The 16,272-nt window shown below is 69.6% G+C and carries 14 protein-coding genes; 7 read left to right on the top strand and 7 right to left on the bottom strand.

All coding sequences use genetic code 11. The features are described from left to right. Positions 1–217: 217 nt before the first annotated feature. Together SY26_RS22120 and SY26_RS20040 are read left to right on the top strand one after the other, a co-directional pair. The gene (locus tag SY26_RS22120) at positions 218–2,404 is read left to right on the top strand and encodes a glycosyltransferase family 2 protein (protein WP_052715316.1); all 2,187 of its coding nucleotides are present in this window, start codon (positions 218–220) and stop codon (positions 2,402–2,404) included. A gap of 26 nt (positions 2,405–2,430) precedes the next feature. Then, positions 2,431–4,539, top strand: a complete 2,109-nt coding sequence (locus tag SY26_RS20040; protein WP_052715315.1) for a glycosyltransferase family 2 protein — start codon at positions 2,431–2,433, stop codon at positions 4,537–4,539. Positions 4,540–5,106: 567 nt separating this feature from the next. Here SY26_RS20040 and SY26_RS15025 read toward each other — a convergent pair. From SY26_RS15025 to SY26_RS15015, 3 genes are all read right to left on the bottom strand, one after another. Continuing rightward, positions 5,107–5,712, bottom strand: coding sequence for a CDP-alcohol phosphatidyltransferase family protein (locus SY26_RS15025; protein WP_046001427.1), 606 nt, complete (start codon positions 5,710–5,712; stop codon positions 5,107–5,109). Continuing rightward, positions 5,709–7,856 carry an FAD-dependent oxidoreductase gene (locus SY26_RS15020; protein ID WP_046001203.1) on the bottom strand — a complete coding sequence of 716 codons (2,148 nt, stop codon included), beginning with the start codon at positions 7,854–7,856 and terminating at the stop codon, positions 5,709–5,711. Before SY26_RS15020 ends, SY26_RS15025 begins: the two co-directional genes overlap by 4 nt. Positions 7,857–8,180: 324 nt before the next feature. Next, the gene (locus SY26_RS15015) at positions 8,181–8,876 is read right to left on the bottom strand and encodes a haloacid dehalogenase type II (protein ID WP_046001426.1); all 696 of its coding nucleotides are present in this window, start codon (positions 8,874–8,876) and stop codon (positions 8,181–8,183) included. A 293-nt stretch (positions 8,877–9,169) separates the two neighbouring features. Between SY26_RS15015 and SY26_RS15010 the strand changes: the two genes are divergently transcribed. The 4 genes from SY26_RS15010 to SY26_RS14995 all read left to right on the top strand — a co-directional run bounded on the left by SY26_RS15010 (position 9,170) and on the right by SY26_RS14995 (position 12,790). Then, positions 9,170–9,472 carry a hypothetical protein gene (locus tag SY26_RS15010; RefSeq protein ID WP_046001202.1) on the top strand — a complete coding sequence of 101 codons (303 nt, stop codon included), beginning with the start codon at positions 9,170–9,172 and terminating at the stop codon, positions 9,470–9,472. 159 nt (positions 9,473–9,631) lie between these two features. Then, positions 9,632–10,195, top strand: a complete 564-nt coding sequence (locus SY26_RS15005) for a DNA-3-methyladenine glycosylase (RefSeq protein ID WP_232303362.1) — start codon at positions 9,632–9,634, stop codon at positions 10,193–10,195. An 89-nt stretch (positions 10,196–10,284) separates the two neighbouring features. Then, positions 10,285–11,517, top strand: a complete 1,233-nt coding sequence (locus SY26_RS15000) for a GAF domain-containing sensor histidine kinase (RefSeq protein WP_046001201.1) — start codon at positions 10,285–10,287, stop codon at positions 11,515–11,517. An 85-nt stretch (positions 11,518–11,602) separates the two neighbouring features. Continuing rightward, positions 11,603–12,790, top strand: a complete 1,188-nt coding sequence (locus tag SY26_RS14995) for an MFS transporter (RefSeq protein ID WP_046001200.1) — start codon at positions 11,603–11,605, stop codon at positions 12,788–12,790. Between the two features lie 6 nt (positions 12,791–12,796). Here SY26_RS14995 and SY26_RS14990 read toward each other — a convergent pair whose 3' ends face one another. Genes SY26_RS14990 through SY26_RS14975 form a run of 4 tightly spaced genes read right to left on the bottom strand, consistent with a single transcriptional unit; the run spans position 12,797 to position 16,086 of the window. Further along, on the bottom strand, positions 12,797–13,357 hold the full coding sequence (locus tag SY26_RS14990; protein ID WP_052715314.1) for an SAM-dependent methyltransferase: 561 nt from the start codon (positions 13,355–13,357) through the stop codon (positions 12,797–12,799). Beyond that, positions 13,347–14,036, bottom strand: a complete 690-nt coding sequence (locus SY26_RS14985; RefSeq protein WP_052715313.1) for a PIG-L domain-containing protein — start codon at positions 14,034–14,036, stop codon at positions 13,347–13,349. Before SY26_RS14985 ends, SY26_RS14990 begins: the two co-directional genes overlap by 11 nt. Next, positions 14,033–15,073, bottom strand: coding sequence for an acyl-CoA dehydrogenase family protein (locus tag SY26_RS14980; protein ID WP_052715312.1), 1,041 nt, complete (start codon positions 15,071–15,073; stop codon positions 14,033–14,035). The genes SY26_RS14985 and SY26_RS14980 overlap by 4 nt, the downstream gene beginning before the upstream one ends. Further along, a complete protein-coding gene (locus SY26_RS14975; RefSeq protein ID WP_046001199.1) occupies positions 15,070–16,086 on the bottom strand; it encodes a glycosyltransferase family 2 protein in 1,017 nt (338 codons plus the stop codon). Before SY26_RS14975 ends, SY26_RS14980 begins: the two co-directional genes overlap by 4 nt. Between SY26_RS14975 and SY26_RS21660 the strand changes: the two genes are divergently transcribed. Next, positions 16,085–16,258: a hypothetical protein gene (locus SY26_RS21660; RefSeq protein ID WP_198143187.1), complete on the top strand. Its 174-nt coding sequence runs from the start codon at positions 16,085–16,087 to the stop codon at positions 16,256–16,258. The genes SY26_RS14975 and SY26_RS21660 overlap by 2 nt on opposite strands. Positions 16,259–16,272: the final 14 nt, after the last annotated feature.

Raw genomic sequence — 16,272 nt, 5'->3', positions numbered from 1 at the left:
AGCCGCCCCTTGCATCCTGTGAAGGGGATAACGACGCAGCGGGCGCCGGTGTTGCACAAAGCGCACAGGATTTGGGCCGATGCCATGCCGCGCGGCAGGCGGGCACGCCATGGGGCAGGCCGGGCGCGCGCCGACAACCACAGGGTGGCATATCCCTTTGAGGAACCCGCGCCGCTCTGATATGGACGGGGTCACGACACAGGAAACCCGTGCGGCCATGAACAGCCTGTCCCCCGATCTTTCGTTCCGCTGGAAATCGAACGCGACGCGGACCATCGTCACGACCGTCAAGAACGAGGGGCCGTTCCTGCTGGAATGGCTGTGCTATCACCGGCTGATCGGGTTCAACCGCTTTGTCATCTATTCCAACGACTGCACCGACGGCACGCACCAGATGCTGCAGCTGCTGGACCAGGCGGGGATTGTCATCCACTTCGACAACAGCGACCTGATCGCCGGCCTGCCCGACGACCCGCAGCGCCGCGCCTATGCCCGCGCCATGGCCCTGCCCGAAGTGACGGGCAGCGACTGGATCGCGGTGCTGGACGGAGACGAGTTCTTTCACGTCAACACCGGCGACGGCACACTGGACGCACTGTTCGCGGCCCTGCCCGACCGCACCGACGCAGTCGCCGCGCAGTGGCGCATCTTCGGCAACGGCGGCGTGATCCCGTTTAGGGACGAGCTGCAGATCCGCCAGTTCACCATGGCCTCGCCCACGGACATTCCGTTCACGCACAGCCAGTTCGCCATCAAGACCATCTTTCGACCACTGCCGGTGCAGCACTTGGGCGTCCACCGACCGGTCTTCAAGAACTTCTACGGCCTGCCCGCGCATCCGCTGCTGATCGTGAACGGCTCGGGAGAGGACGTGACCCGCGACCTTCTGCGGCAGCGGTGGACCACCTCCCCGAAGATGGCGGGGTATGATCTGTGCCACGTCAACCACTACATGATCCGCGCCAGCGAGGTCTTCCTGATGAAGCGCTGGCGCGGCACCGCCAACAGCGCGGATGCCGACCGGATCAACTTCGACTACTATGACCAGCACAATCTGAATGTGGTCGAGGAGACCGGCATCACCGCATGGGCCGACCGCGTGGCGCAGGCGCGGGCCGAGCTGGTCGGGCTGATGCCCGCCCTGGGCGCGCTGCATGCCGAGGCGGTGGGCCGGTTCCGCCGCCAGATCGACGTCCTCTCCGCACAGCTGCTGGCCGAGGCGCCGGACCAGCACGCCCGCCTGTTCGACCCCGCGGTCCTGCAGGCCGAGACCGAACGCCGCCAGGCCGAACTGGCCGCCCGCCGTGCGCGGCAGGCGTCGATCGCGGCCGCCCCGCCCCCGCCGCCCCCGGCCAAGCTGCCCGCGCGCCCGGTGATCGCATCGGCCATCCTGCTGGCACCGCTGCCGGACGGTCCGCCGGTGCCGACCATGCCGCTGCTGTCGATGACGCCCTGGGCCACCATCCCCGAGACGCCCGAACCCGCCGCCCCCGCCGATCCACCCGCCCCCGAGGTGCCGCCGCAATGGCTGGTCGACCTGCGGCGCTCGCCCTACCGCCGGGGCTTCTACCACTCGGAGGAGGAGTTCGCGGCGCTGCACGTCGAACGCGAACGGGCGCATCTGTTCGTCAGCTTCGACAACCTGTCCCAGGTGGGCCAGGACCAGATCGACCGCGAGGCCTGGGGATACGAATTCGCGCGCAAGTCAGGCTGGTCCCAGCTGGGCATCTTCGCGTTCCGCGCCAACTGGTTCCGCAATCCGACGCTGTTCGCCTATCTGCGCCAGCTGCGCGACAACGGGCTGTTCGCGCGCTATCAGACGGTGACCTTTGCGGGAACCTCGATGGGGGCCTATGCGGCCTGCGCCTTCTCCTCGGTCGCGCCGGGGGCGCAGGTGATCGCCTTTTCCCCGCAGTCGACGCTGTCCCCGGCCCTGGTCCCGTGGGAGGCGCGCTTTCCCAGCGGCCGCGCCGCGGACTGGAGCGGCGATTTCGCCGATGCCGCGGCCCAGACCGCCTCCGCGCGGACGGTCTTTCTGGTCTATGACCCGACGGAACCCGCGGACGCCGCCCATGCGGACCGGTTCACCGGGGACAACATCGTGCGGCTGCGGACTCCGCGGGCAGGCCACAAGACCGCGCTGCGACTGCGCCAGACCGACATGCTGTCCACGGTGGTCCGCGGCCTTGCGACGCGCACGATGGATGCGGCGGCGTTCCACGCCCTTTATCGCCAGTCGCGCCTTCAGCCGTGGTACCTGGACACGCTTGGCCAGCGCCTGCAGGCGCGGGGCCGGACCGCCTGGCTGCGGCGGCTGTCCGACATCGCGGCCCGCAACGGCCGGCCCGGCATGGCCAAGGCGCTGGAGACGCGCGCCGCCGCCCCCGTGCCGCACCCGTCCTGACCCACGCCGCAACCGAAAGCGCCCGCATGCCCCGCAAGACCGCCCCGCAGCCTCAACCCGTCCCGGCCGGCCCGGACATCGCGCTGCACATGCTGATGAACGACAGCGCGCCGGTCCTGCTGGACTGGGTGCTGCATCACCGTCACGCGGGCTTTCGCAGCATCACCGTCCACGGCGACGGCGCCAACGCGCAGGCCACGGCGCTGGCCCAGGCCCTGGCCGCGGCAGGCCTGATCGACTTCGTGCCCACGACCCGTCCCGGCATCGCCCATGACAAGGCCCGCCAGATCCGCGCGCTGGACCTGGCGCTGGAGACGGCGCTGCGCGATCGCCACGATCACCTGCTGTGGCTGGAACCGGACGATTTCGTCATGATCGACACCGGGGCCGGCACCCTTGCCGACCTGGCCCAGGGGCTGGGACGGTTCCCCGACCTCCTGTCGCTGACCGTCCAGGTCGCGGGCGGGTCGGGGCAGAACCGCTATGCCGATCTGCCTCTGGTCGAGCGCTTTCGCCGCGGCACCGGCGGGGCGGCAGGGCGGATGACGGTGGCCACACCCCTACGCACGATCTTTCGGCCGCAGCTGGCCCGCGGGCTGAAGCCCGCGCGCCCCACGCTGAAACCCAAGTTCGCCCGCGGCAAGGAGCCCGTGACCTGGTTGAACGGCGCGGCCGAGGACGTGGCCGACCGCTATCTGCAGAAGGGCTGGATGACGATGCCCGACCAGCCGGGGCTGGGCCTGGCGCATGTCATCGCCTTCATGGCCCAGGACCGCGAGACGTTCCTGCTGCGCCGCACCGGGGCGGGCAAAACGCTGCCCTTCGTCACGCCCGACCACCTGCGGATGACCATCCAGCAGTATCAGCGCCTGAACTTCACGATGGCCGATACCGGTCCTGACCAGGCGTTCGTTCAGGCCCACCGCACGCGGCGCGCCGAGTTCCTGGCCAGCCATCCAAAGGTCGCGGCGCGCCATGCGGCGGTGGTGACCGAATTCGCAGGGCGGCTGGACCGCCTGCTGGCGCATCAGGACCCCCAGGCGGCCAGGATCATCACTGCCTTCGTCGAGGGGCGCCCGATCCAGGGCCTGGCCTTCGACTGGTCCGTGCCCTTCGGCGTGGCCGCGACGCCCCCCGCCCTGTCCGAGATGGATTCGGCCTGGGCTGAACGCCTGTCCCGCCCCACCGAGGAGGATGCCCCGCCGGAGGAGGACTGGGACGACACCGATGACGACACCCAGGGCCACGACGCCGTGCCCCAACAGCCCGGCACCGCCACCCCCGACGGCGCGCCCCAGATCGTGGCGCCCGCGTGGCTCAGCGACTTGCGGCTGTCGGGACAGGCGCACGGATTCTATCATTCGATGCCAAATTATGCCTGCACCTATGTGGCACGGTCGCGCGAACATCTGCTGGTGTCCTTCGACAACCTGGCGTCGGTGCGCGAACACCCGGTGACCCGCGAACCTTGGGGTTACAAGTTCATCCGCAAGGAGGGCTGGTCGCATATGGGCATCCTGTCCTATGTGCCCGGATGGTTCCGCGACGCAGCGCTGCACCGCTATCTGATGTCGCTGCGCGACAGCGGCTTTTTCGGACAGTTCGACCAGGTGACGCTGTTTGGGACGTCGATGGGGGGCTATGGGGCAGCGGCCTTCGCCTCGCTGGCGCCGGGATGCCGGGTGGCCGCGTTTTCGCCCCAGTCGACGCTGTCGCCGCGTCTGGCGGGATGGGACCAGCGCTATCCGACCGGCAAGCGGGCTGACTGGACCGGACCGTTCGCCGATGCCGCCGCCGAATCGCGCAGGGCGTCCCAGGTCTGGCTGTTCTATGACCCTGCGATTGACCATGACCGCCGCCACGTGCAGCGCTTTGACGGTCCGAACGTAACGCGGGTGCCGCTGCGCCATGCCGATCACAAGACGGCGCTGATGCTGCGCAACGGCCGCGTGCTCAGCGACGTGATGCGCGACATCGCGACCGGCCGGGCGACCCTGCCGCGGATGATGCAGCACTACCGCGCCTGCAGGCACCTGCCCGACTATCTGGCAGGCGTCCGCGCGCGGGCCGAACGCGGCGGCGATCCCGCCCGCGCCGTGCGCCTCGACCGCGCGATCGCACGTCTGGCACCCTGATCAGAGACCTGCGCCGTGATCCCGTGAAGGCGGTAATAAACCGGCCGCCGGACCCTGATCGGATCCTTCTGTCGCGAATGCCAGTCTGCGGGCGATAGATGGGCGGATGCGGCAAGCAGTGGATCTCAAAGCACGCGCCGTGCTGTCTGGCGGTTGCATGGCACGCGTCTGGCGGAAGGGAGGCAGCCGCGACGATGATTTGCCCTGTGGCATGCTGATCTGCTAATCTTGGCCGGCAGATTAATGACATGGCCTTGGTTCGGCGTGACATCCCCTGGAGAGGGAAAGCCCGGAGCCATGATCGTCACCGTCACGCGCCACGGGGTCGGTCTTCACCGCAGCCCGGGATCGGAAGCACCTGCCCCTGTCTGATCGGCACAGCCGTGGCCGCGGCAGGCCTTCCAAGGAGGGGTTTGGTGACGCGGTTCGAAACTGACCCTATGTTTCACCTTGGCGGCAGAGCTGTCGATCTGCTGATCAACGTCGCAGCTGAGGCTTGCCTTGCGCCCCGCCTGCCGGCTGTCGGTGACAGCCTCGGACCTGCGCCGGACCGGTCAGCCCCAGGCTTTACCGGAACGCGGTCCAGCCCTGGTGCCACCGCAGGATCGTGGTGACGCCGCAGGCCGCGGCAAAGATCCAGGCCAGCAGCGGAAAGGATGCGGGGACCAGGCACATCGCCAGGAACAGGACGATCGTCTCGAACCCCTCGGTCAGGCCGCCCAGATAGTAGATGCCCTTGGTCGGAAAGGCCGCCGCCCGGTCGCCGCGCCGGGCGGCGATGGCGGCAAAGGCCAGAAAGGACGATCCGGTCCCCACGAAGGCCGCGATCAGCACCGCCGCGGGCAGCGCGTTGGCCGCAGGGTCGTGCAGCGCGAACCCCACCGGCACCAGCGCATAGAAGACGAAGTCCAGCGCAATATCCAGAAAGGCGCCGCGGTCGGTCGGGCCCTGGATGCGTGCGACCGCGCCGTCCAGCCCGTCCATGATCCGGTTCGCCGCGATCAGCACCAGCGCCGCGGTCCACCACCCCAGGGCAAGCGCGGCCACCGCCAGCAGACCCACGGCAAAGCCCGCGATGCTGATGGTGTCCGCCTTGACGCCGCGGGCGGCCAGCATCTGCGCCGGGTGCCGCAGGGCCGCGCGCTGCAGCGGTTGCAGTCGGGCGTCGATCATCCGCGCCTCCATCGATGATAGCGTTCGACCAGCGCCAGCAGGCGCGGGTTCACATGGGCGCGCCGCCAGGTGCCGGCAACCGCCTTGTTGGCCTCGGCCCAGGTCGGATAGATGTGGATCGTGGCCAAAACCTTGTTCAGGCCCAGGCCGTGCTTCATGGCCAGGACGAACTCCGCGATCAGGTCACCGGCGTGATCGCCCGCGATGGTCACGCCCAGGATGCGGTCGCGCCCCGGCGGGGTCAGCACCTTGACGAAGCCGCGCGCTGCCCCGTCGGTGATGGCGCGGTCCAGGTCGGCCAGGTCATAGCGCGTGACCTCGACCGCGATGCCCCGGTCGCGGGCCTCGGTCTCGGACAGGCCGACGCGGGCGATCTGCGGGTCGGTGAAGGTGGCCCAGGGGATCACGCGGTCATCGACCTTGAACCGCCTGAGGGTGCCGAACAGCGCGTTGACGCTGGCGAACCATGCCTGGTGGGATGCGGCATGGGTGAACTGGAACGGTCCGGCCACGTCGCCCGCCGCCAGGATGTGGGGAAAGCGGGTCTGCAGGAAGGCATTCGTGACGATGGTGCGGTCGGTCTCGATCCCCAGGCGGTCCAGTCCGAACCCCTCCAGCCGGGCGCTGCGGCCCACGGCCACGATGATCTGGTCAAAGCCGATGCGGCGGGCCGCGCCGTCCCGTTCGACCTCGATCCACCTGCCCCCGTCGATGCCGCAGCGGATCGCGCGGTGTCCGGCCAGCACCGTCACCCCGTCGGCGCGCAGGGCGTCCGCGACCAAGGCCGACACCTCGGGGTCCTCGCGCATCAACAGGCGGGGGGCCATCTCGATCTGGGTGACGTCGGACCCCAGCCGCGCAAAGGCCTGCGCCAGCTCGCAGCCGATCGGCCCGCCGCCCAGCACGACCAGCCGCCGCGGCGCGTGGTCATGATCCGCCAGCCGCGACCACAGCGTCTCCGAGGTCAGCGGGTCGACCAGGTCCAGCCCCGGCAGCGGCGGCATGACGGGCCGCGCACCGGTCGCGATGATGATCGCCCGCGTGGTCAGCCGCCGCTCGGCGCCTTGCGGGTCGGTGACCGCGACCGTCCAGGGGTCGATCAGGCGGGCGTGGCCCTGCAGCACATCGACCCCCAGCCCGGCATAGCGGTCGACGCTGTCATGGGGCGCGATGTCGGCGATGACCCGGCGGATGCGGTCCATGACCGCGCGAAACGGGACCGCGGGCGGTGTGTCGGCCAGCCCGAAGCGCGCGGCATGGCGCATCTGATGCGCCACGGTCGCGCTGCGGATCAGCGCCTTGGACGGAACGCAGCCATGGTTGAGGCAGTCGCCGCCCATCGCGCCGGCCTCGATCAGGGTCACCTTGGCCTTGGTCGCCGCGGCGATGTAGGCCGAGACCAACCCGGCCGAGCCCGCGCCGATCACCACCAGATTGCGGTCGAACCGCCGGGGTCGGGTCCATCCGGCATAGACGCGACGGCGGCGAAGGATGCCCACGATGGCGCGGGCGATCCACGGAAACACGGCCAGCGCCGCAAAGGACGCCAACAGGGGCGGCGACACGATCTCGGACAGGCTGTGCAGTGCGGCCAGCTGCGTGCCCGCGTTCACATAGACCGCGGTGCCCGCCAGCATGCCAAGCTGGCTGACCCAATAGAACGTCCGGGTCCGGATCGGCGTCAGGCCCATCAGCAGGTTCGTGGCAAAGAACGGCATCACCGGGATCAGCCGCAGCGAAAACAGATAGAACGCCCCGTCCCGCGCCAGCCCTGTCTCGATCCCCTTGGCCCGCGCGCCCAGCCGCGCCCGCACCCAGTCCCGCAGCAGGTACCGCGCCGCCAGAAAGGCCAGCGTCGCCCCAATGGCCGACGCGAACGAGACGATCGCCAGCCCCGCCCAGAATCCGAACAGCGCGCCCCCGGCCAGCGTCAGCCAGACCGCGATCGGCAGGGACAGCGCGGTGATCGCGACATAGGCGGCGGCGAACAGCGCCGCGACCAGCACCGGCCGCTGCTGCTGATACTCGGCCACGGCGGCCAGATGCCCGCGCAGCGACTGCAGCGTTACGTCCTGACCGCCCAGCAGCCACGACCCGGCCAGCACAAGCGCCGCGACAAGGATCAGCAGAAGGGGTCTGGTCACGGCATGTCCTTCATCACGGCCTCGGGGCACCTATCCGACAGGTCGTCAGGATGCCCGAAGTCTTACCGGACCGCCGCGACCCGCACGGTCACGTCCCCGTGTACACGCGGCCCCCTTATCCCCGTCGGAGCCGTCGGAGCCGTCGGAGCCGTCGGAGCCGTCGGAGCCGTCGGAGCCGTCGGAGCCGTCGGAGCCGGATGGGTCTTTTGGCCTGTCATGTCCACACCTGACAACAAGGCTGGTCAATAACGGCTCGATCCGATGCATCTACGGAACGGTAACGCCCTGCGGAAACCGGTCTCCAATGCCCCTTGGTATGACCGATTACGCCCCTGCCGGACCCCAACGCGCGGCGATGGTCTGCGCCAGTCCGGCAAGATCGGGGGCCGTCACGTCAGGCTGCGGCACGCCCGGCAGCATCAGCGCCGCGTTCACGTCATGGGTCACCAGCGCGCCTTTGCCGCCCAGCGCCTGCATCCCGATCGTGTCCCAGACGTGGCAGGCCACCAGGCAAAGATCGGACAGAGGTACCGCCAGTGCCTCGGCCACCAGTTGATAGGTCTGGGGCGCGGGCTTGAAACGGTTGGTCGGCTGGACGCTGAAGCTGGCCTCGAAATACTGCGCCAGGCCCGAGCGGTCCAGCGCGGTCACTCCCCCAGAGGGCGGCGAGTTGGTTAGTGTCACCAGACGGAACCCCCTGTCCCGCAGATGGACCAGCGCCGCCTCGGCATCGGGATGGGCGGGCAGCGTGCCCATAGTCCGGCGCAGCGCATCCTCATGCCCCTCGGTGATCGCCACGCCCCTAATCTCTCCGATCATGCGCAGCACCGCGACGGCCAAGGTGCCGAAATCGCTGCGCAGTCCGGTGATTGTCAGGGTCTGGGAATAGAGGATCAGCTGCGCGAACCAGTCGCGCATGACGGCCCCGTCGCCGAAGATGTCGTCGAACAGCGGACACAGGTGGTCCAGGTCCAGCAATGTCTCATTAACGTCAAAGACCAGGATGGGGCGCGGGGACATGGGGGCGATCCTGATCGGTTGACGATCATGCAGAACCATTGGTCGCGATTATCGTTCCTTGCGATTGCCCTCCGGCGAAGTTCTGGCCAATGCAGGTTGGACGCCCCTGCTGACCACCATCGCAGGCGGCAGCCGATGCAGCCTTTCCGGTAGCGAATGGCGCGCCGTAACCCACGTTTTTTCATTGTCACCCGCATGATCCACTGCGCCTGGCCCTGACCGAGAACCAGTCAACCTATGGTGCGGTACTGGATGCCACATGGAAGGCGGTGCGGAACGCCATCGGACCGTCCATGGCCGGGTCTATCACCATCATTGTCGGTTCGTGCCACGCCGGGCCTGGGTCGATCGAGCATCGGCCATGCGTTCGCCTCAGCACCAGAAGGGTGCTGAGACCGTCCGTCATCGCAGTCCCGGTCATCGGCCTCTGGGGCCGCCTCGCCTTTGCCAATCTGCCGCCGCGTGAGGTCCAGGACGGGCAGACGGTCAGCCCGAACGTGGTCGATGTCCCGCTTGCATTGAACATCCGGGCGTTCAACTTGGGCGTTGCGTTGCGTACCGGGATCGGCGGCATGGTGCAGAGGATGCGGGTCTGACCGCTGCCCCCTGTAACCGTCCAGTGACACGCCAGTTGGGTCTCCATTCCGGATCAGGTGCGATCTCCCTCCCCCGTCCACCCGTCCACGCCAAGGTTTGGCAATCCCGGCACGTTCATGCCACAAGGCCCCTTCCGCAACGGGATCGGAAGGGATGCCATGTCGTCGTTCATGCAGCAGATCGCGGGACTGGACGCCGTGGTCCTGGCCCGTCGGCTGATCGGTGCGCGGCTGACCGTCCGCGGCGCCGGCGGGACCATCATCGAGACCGAGGCCTATGCCCCCGACGATCCCGCCTCGCACAGCCATCGGGGGCCGACGCCGCGCAACGCCTCGATGTTCGGCCCGGCGGGCCACGCCTATGTCTATCGATCCTACGGCATCCACCTGTGCCTGAACGTCGTGGCGACCCCCGGCGCGGCCGTGCTGATCCGCGCGCTGGACCCCGACACCGGCCTGGACCTGATGCGCGCCCGCCGCCCCGCCCCCCCGCTGTGCAGCGGGCCGGGGCGGTTGACGCAGGCGCTGGACATCCGGCCCGACGACGACGGCGCCGCCTTCGACGGTCCCGATTTCGGCATCGTCCTGGCAGCGGCGGTGCCCGATCTGCTGGTCGGGCCGCGGATCGGGATCAGCCGGGCGCAGGACCTGCCATGGCGGTTCGGCCTTGCCGGGGCGGCGGGGCTCAGCCGGCCATTCCCGCGGGCGCGCCCGGATCGCTGACGGCGGGGCTGCGGAAAAGACACTGTGCATTCCCGCCGCCCTACAATACAGATGCGGGCCGACAAGCCGTCCAATGCCGGGGATCATCGATGGATTTGCACAGCAGCGACCACCCCAGGCAGGACCACGCGGCCTATCAGGCCGGACAGCATGATTTCCAGTCCGACATCCAGCGCCTGGCCGAGAACGAGCTGGTCGGGACGATCCTGGAGACGGTGATGCTGGCCACGCGGATGCGCTTTGCCGGGGTGGCGCGCGTCACCGCCGACCGGTGGGTCGCCTGCCGCACCGTCGACGACCTGAAATTCGGGATCGCCGCGGGCGACGAGATCGAGATCGGGTCGACCTTCTGCCAGACGGTCCGCAAGACCTCCGAGATGATCATCTTCAACGAGGCGTCGTCCGACCCGGTCTATCGCGACCATCCCATCGCCGCCGCCTTCGGCATCGTCAGCTATGCCTCGGTGCCGATCTTTCGCGGCGACGGCAGCTTCTTCGGCACGCTGTGCGCCATCGACACCGAAACCAAGGACGTGAACAACGCCCGCACCGTCGCGATGCTGAAGATGTTCGCCACCATCATCGGTGGCACGCTGGACACCGCCGAACGGCTGGACGCCCAGGAACGCATGATCGAACAGGAACGCATGCTGGTCCGCATCCAGGAGGAGTTCACCGCCATCCTGGGCCATGACCTGCGCAACCCCGTCACCGCCCTGCGGTCGGGCATCCGCATGCTGGGCAAGGAGCCGCTGACCGAACGCGGCCGCGGCCTGATCGGGCTGATGCAGTCCTCCCTGCACCGGATGGGAGAGCTGGTCGAGAACATGATGCTGCATGCCAAGGCGCGGCTTGGCGACGGGATCACCGTCGCGGCCACGCCCGACGCCCCTCTGGGCGACGCCATCGCCCAGGTCGTGGCCGAGATCCGTCTGGCCGCGCCCCGGCACCGGGTCACGACCGAGCTGGATTTCGGCGGGCCGGTCTGCTGCGATCCGTCGCGCATCGCGCAGGCGGTGTCGAACCTGGTGTCGAACGCCATCAACCATGGCGACGCCGACACCCCGGTGATCGTCCGTGGCCGCCGCACCGACGGCGCCGTCGTGATCGAGGTCCAGAACGAGGGCGAGCCGATCCCAGAGGCCGCCCAACGCGCCATCTTTCAGCCGTTCCAGCGGGGCCGGACCGCCGAAAGTTCCGGGCTGGGCCTGGGCCTGCACATCGCGTCGTCCATCGCGCAGGCGCATGGCGGCACGATCGCCGTCGCTTGCGGGGACGGCACGACGACTTTCAGCCTGACCTTTCCGGTCCTGCCCGCCTGACCGCGCGCGCCATCCGAAACGGTTGCCCCCCATCGCCCCGATCGGCCATTCTGCCCCCTGACGCAATCGCCAGTCGGGACGATCGATGACCAGACCCCCAGGACGCCACCGGCTGCCCCCCATCGCGGTGATCGCGATCGCGCAGCTGTTCGGGACATCGCTGTGGTTCAGCGCCAACAGCGCGGCAGAGGGGCTGATGCAGGCCTGGGGCGCGACCGCGGCCGATATCGGCCTGCTGACCAATGCCGTGCAGGCGGGCTTCATCGTCGGCACCCTGGTAATGGCGCTTGGCGGCCTGGCGGACCGGTCCGCCGCCAGTGCGATCTTCGTCGTCTCGGCCCTGGCGGGGGCGGCGTTCAACCTGGGTTTTGCATGGCTGGCGCAGGATGTCGCGACCGGCGCGGGGTTCCGGTTCCTGGTGGGGCTGTCGCTGGCCGGCATCTATCCCATCGGCATGAAGATGATCGTCAGCTGGGCGCCCGACCGCGCGGGACAGTCGCTGGCCCTGCTGGTGGCGATGCTGACGCTTGGCACCGCGCTGCCGCATCTGCTGCGTTCGACCGCGGGGGCGGTGCCGTGGCAATGGGTGGTCGCGACCTCGTCGGGTCTGGCCGTCATCGGCGCCGCGATGATCCGCGCCCTGGGCGACGGACCGCATCTGGCGCGCCTCGCCCATCGCGGCAGCGCCGGCGCCCTGCGGGCCTTTGCCATCCCCCGGTTCCGTGCCGCCGCCTTCGGCTATTTCGGTCACATGTGGGAGCTTTATGCCTTCTGGACCATCACCCCCCTGCTGGTGGCCGCGACCGGTCTGGCGGACGCCTATCCAGGCCTTGGCGTGTCGGGCCTGTCCTTCCTGATCATCGGTGCCGGGGCCGCGGGCTGCCTGGCGGGCGGCAGCCTGGCCCGTGTCCTGGGCAGCGCGCCGACAGCCCTTGCGGCGCTGATCCTGTCCGGGGCCAGCGCCCTTTGCGTGGTCACGCTGTGGCCGGTGCTGCAGCCGGGCTGGCTTCTGGTCCTGCTGGTGGTCTGGGGCGCCACCGTCGTGGCGGATTCGCCGCAATTCTCGGCCCTCTCCGCGCGCGCCTGTCCGCAGGATGCGGTGGGGGCCTCGCTGGCCATCCAGAACGCCATCGGCTTTGCCATCACGGTCGCATCGATCGCGCTGACGACGGCGCTGTTCCAGCGCATCGGCCCCACGGCCGTCTGGCTGCTGATCCCCGGGCCCGTCGCGGGTGTCCTGGGCTTCCTGATCGCCACGCGACCCCGGCGGTGATCCCGATCAGGCCGGCAGGGCAAAGCGGTCGATGCGAAAGCCGTCATGCACCGTGCTGTCCGATGGTCCCAGGACATTCTGCAGAATGGCCACGGCCCGTGGTCCGTCCAGCGCCTCGTCGGTCGGGCCGGTCCAGTTGACGGCGATCACCGGGCCCGTCGCCCGGGCGCGCAGCCAGCCGCCAAGACCGGTGATCTCCTTGGGGGTCAGGAAATACAGCACCTCGGACAGCAGGACCAGATCGGGGCGCAGGTCCGGCAGGTCCTGGGGCGCGCAGCCCTGCAGGACGGTGACCTGCGGCAGGGGGTCCAGCACCTGCCGCGCCGACCGGATCGCGGCGGGGATGCAGTCCATCACCGTCAGGCGGTCGCACCGGTCGGCCAGCCGCCGCGCCAGCGTGCCATTGCCGCACCCGATCTCCAGCGCGGCCTTGAACGGGCCGTGCCCGATGGCGTCAAGCGTGGCGGCGTACTTGCCGGCCTCATAGGGGCTGGTGCGATGATCCCAGGGATCGTCACTGGCGGCATAGAGGCGGGCCAGATGGTCCAGCGTTTCCCTATGGGGCAATGACGATCTCCGGATGGGTCAGGAAATGGGCCTGATGGGTGTCGGTCATGACGAACCCCGTCGGGTCGTCGTCGATCAGCCCGGTCATCTGCGACCTGTGACAGGACAGCGCGCGCCGCTTGGCCGCCACCGCCGCATCCGAAGCCGCGATCAGCCGGACCTCCGCCGCGCGGTCGGTGAACCGCCCCCAGACCGGATAGAAGGCCAGCGCGAGATCCGCCCGCATGGCGGCAAGGCGCATGGCAAGACGCGCAACCTGCTGATGATCGACATGCGGGTCGTGCTCCCAGGTCGCAAGCACCAGCGCGTCGGGCGCGATCAGCGCCGACACCCGTTCCGCCGCCTGCGCGTCGTCGGAGGCGGCACAATCGGGATAGCCAAGGCAGGTGACCCGCGCCGCGGGTGCCAGGATCGCGCAGGCGGCGCGCAGTTCCGCCGCGCGGGTTGCGGCCAGCACCGGGGCGGGCCAGCGCCGCGATCCGGGATGCGAGCGCGTGCCGTCGGTCACGCAGATGACGTGACACGGGGTGCCCTGCGCGGCCGCATCGAACAGCAGCGCGCCGCAGCCCAGCGTCTCGTCATCGGGATGCGGGGCCAGGATGACCAGCGGGCGGCCCTGCACCAGCGAACCGGGCGTCATCGACGGGGCGGATGCCGCATGGTCCAGAAAGCCGCTCATCCGATCCACCGCCGGTGCAGGTCGGGGTCGGCCAGGATCCGGTCCACCGATGACAGGGCCAGGGCATCCGGGCCCGCCTGCCGCAGGTACAGGCCCAGATCCCGCCGGATGCGGTCGGCCGGATGCGCCGTGGCGAATGACGCGGCCCCCAGCGCCTGGTCCATGTTGGCCAGCAGGGCCACGGCCTCGTCTGTCGTGCGCAGGCGGGCCAGGATCGCGGTCTGGGCATAGGCTGCGGTCGCGCCCGGACGCTCGATCCGGCAGGCGGCCTGGGCCAGCCACAGTCGGGCCGTCTCGCAGGCCGTGATCATGCGGTGCAGGCGCATCGCCTGAAGGGGGGCATCCTGCTGGCCGCGGGCGCGAAGCTGATCGGCGGTCAGGGCCGTCAGCCTGCGCATCGCCCCCAGCTGGACCGCGGCATAGCGCCAGACGCCGCCGTGGAAATGCGGCTCGGTCAGATAGGCGTCGGGCGCGCCCAGGGTCACGGCCTCCGCCACGGCCAGCCCGTCCAGGTCGCAGCGACCCGATGCGGTGGCCTTCATCCCCGACATGTCCCATTCGCCGGGAAACAGCCGCCCGTCCAGCTGATCGCGCGCGAACATCATCAGGTGCAGCCCGGCATCCGACCGCACGGTGACGATCATGTGGTCCAGCACGTCCGCACCGCTGGCGAACAGCTTCTGCCCGCGGATGACCGAACCCTCGATCCGCGCGGGGTCAGGACCGTCGGCGCCCCAGATGCCGTAGAGCGCCCCCTGCGCCACGGGCGCGGTCGGGCCGCCATGCAGCATCAGCAGCTTGACGGCGTTCACATGCCCCTCGAACAGCCGCCCGGCCGACAGGTTCGCGCCGCCCACCCGCTGCAGCGCGTCAAGCAGCCGCAGCGGATCACGCGGGTGATGCGCCAAGGTCAGGCATTCCGCCAACAGCCCGCTGTCGCGCAATGCGGCGGCCAAGGCAGGGCCCGACGGGCCGTCGGCACCGTCCGGCAGGGCATCGGCGATCATCCGTTCGGCACGGTCGATGGCGTTGGTCATCCGACCACCATCGCGGCGTGCCGGTCGGACCACCGGGCAAAGTCCGGATCGACGGTCCCATCGACCAGCGCCGCCAGATCCGCCAGCCGCGCCTCCAGGTCCGAGGCGCGCAGCGTCGGGCCGGCCGGAACGCTGCGGTCGGGATAGGCGCGGATGGTCCCTGACATCGCCTCGTCCCACATCGCGCGCAGCGCGTCGGGCAGGATCATGGCCTGATCGGCCAGCGGATCGGCATCCTGCATCCGATGGCGCAGGCAGGCAGCCATGCCGCCATCGGCGCGCCCCTGCAGTCGCCCGGACACGCGCGCCGTCATGTCGCAGGAATAGCGGACGGCCAGCCCATGCGCCTCGGCCCGAAAGACGAGGGCGCGATCCTCTCCGAAATCCAGCGCCGGCAGGCCGCCGATGGCCCGGTACAGATCCGCGCGGATCGCCATCGACGCGCCGGATTCCATGTAATGCGGGGTCTGCGACTGCGCGGCCTGGCGCCCCGCCACCTGGTCCAGCCGGTGGCGGACCCGGCGCAGCAACGCGCTGTAGGCCTCCTCGGCCCGGGTGATGCGCGCGCCCGAAGGCGTGGCCAGAACATGCGGGACGTCGGCGCTGATCGATCCGCAGATCAGATCGGCCCCGTCACCCATCGCGTCCAGCGCAGCCCGGATCCAGCCCTTCGCCGGGATCGCGTCGGCATCCGTCGTCATCAGCAGCCCGCCGGTCCTGGCGGCCAGGTCCATCGCCACCCGCCGCGCGCGTCCGGCACTGGCGGTCGATACCGGAAAGGTGACGGAATGCACCGACACCTGCAGCGCAGGGCTGCGAAAGGACCGGGCGATCCGTTCGCTGGCATCCGTACAATTGTTGGCCAGCACAAGGGCCGTGACGGGCAGATCACAGGCTTGGGCGGCCCCGGCCAGCGCCTGCAGCAGCCGGTGCAACCGCTTGGCCTCATCGCGCACGGGGATGGCGATGGTAACGTGGCGCAGTGCGGGACGGGTATCGTGCCAAGGGGTCATGGGCATCCGTATTGTGCAGGAAGGTCCGGCCGAGGCGGTCGAGCGGCGACGGATGCATGACCGAAGTGTCCTGCGCATCCCCCTGCAAAACGGACGCATGACAGGGCAGTTCCTGAACCTGCGCCTGATAAAGATCAGGCATCATGGCATCGGTTCCCTGAAATCGGCGTGAATTCAGCAGGCTAT

Origin of the sequence: Paracoccus sp. 228, from assembly GCF_000967825.1 — a bacterium.
In the GTDB taxonomy this organism is placed as follows: domain Bacteria; phylum Pseudomonadota; class Alphaproteobacteria; order Rhodobacterales; family Rhodobacteraceae; genus Paracoccus; species Paracoccus marcusii.
This window is presented reverse-complemented; position numbering and strand designations above follow the sequence as displayed.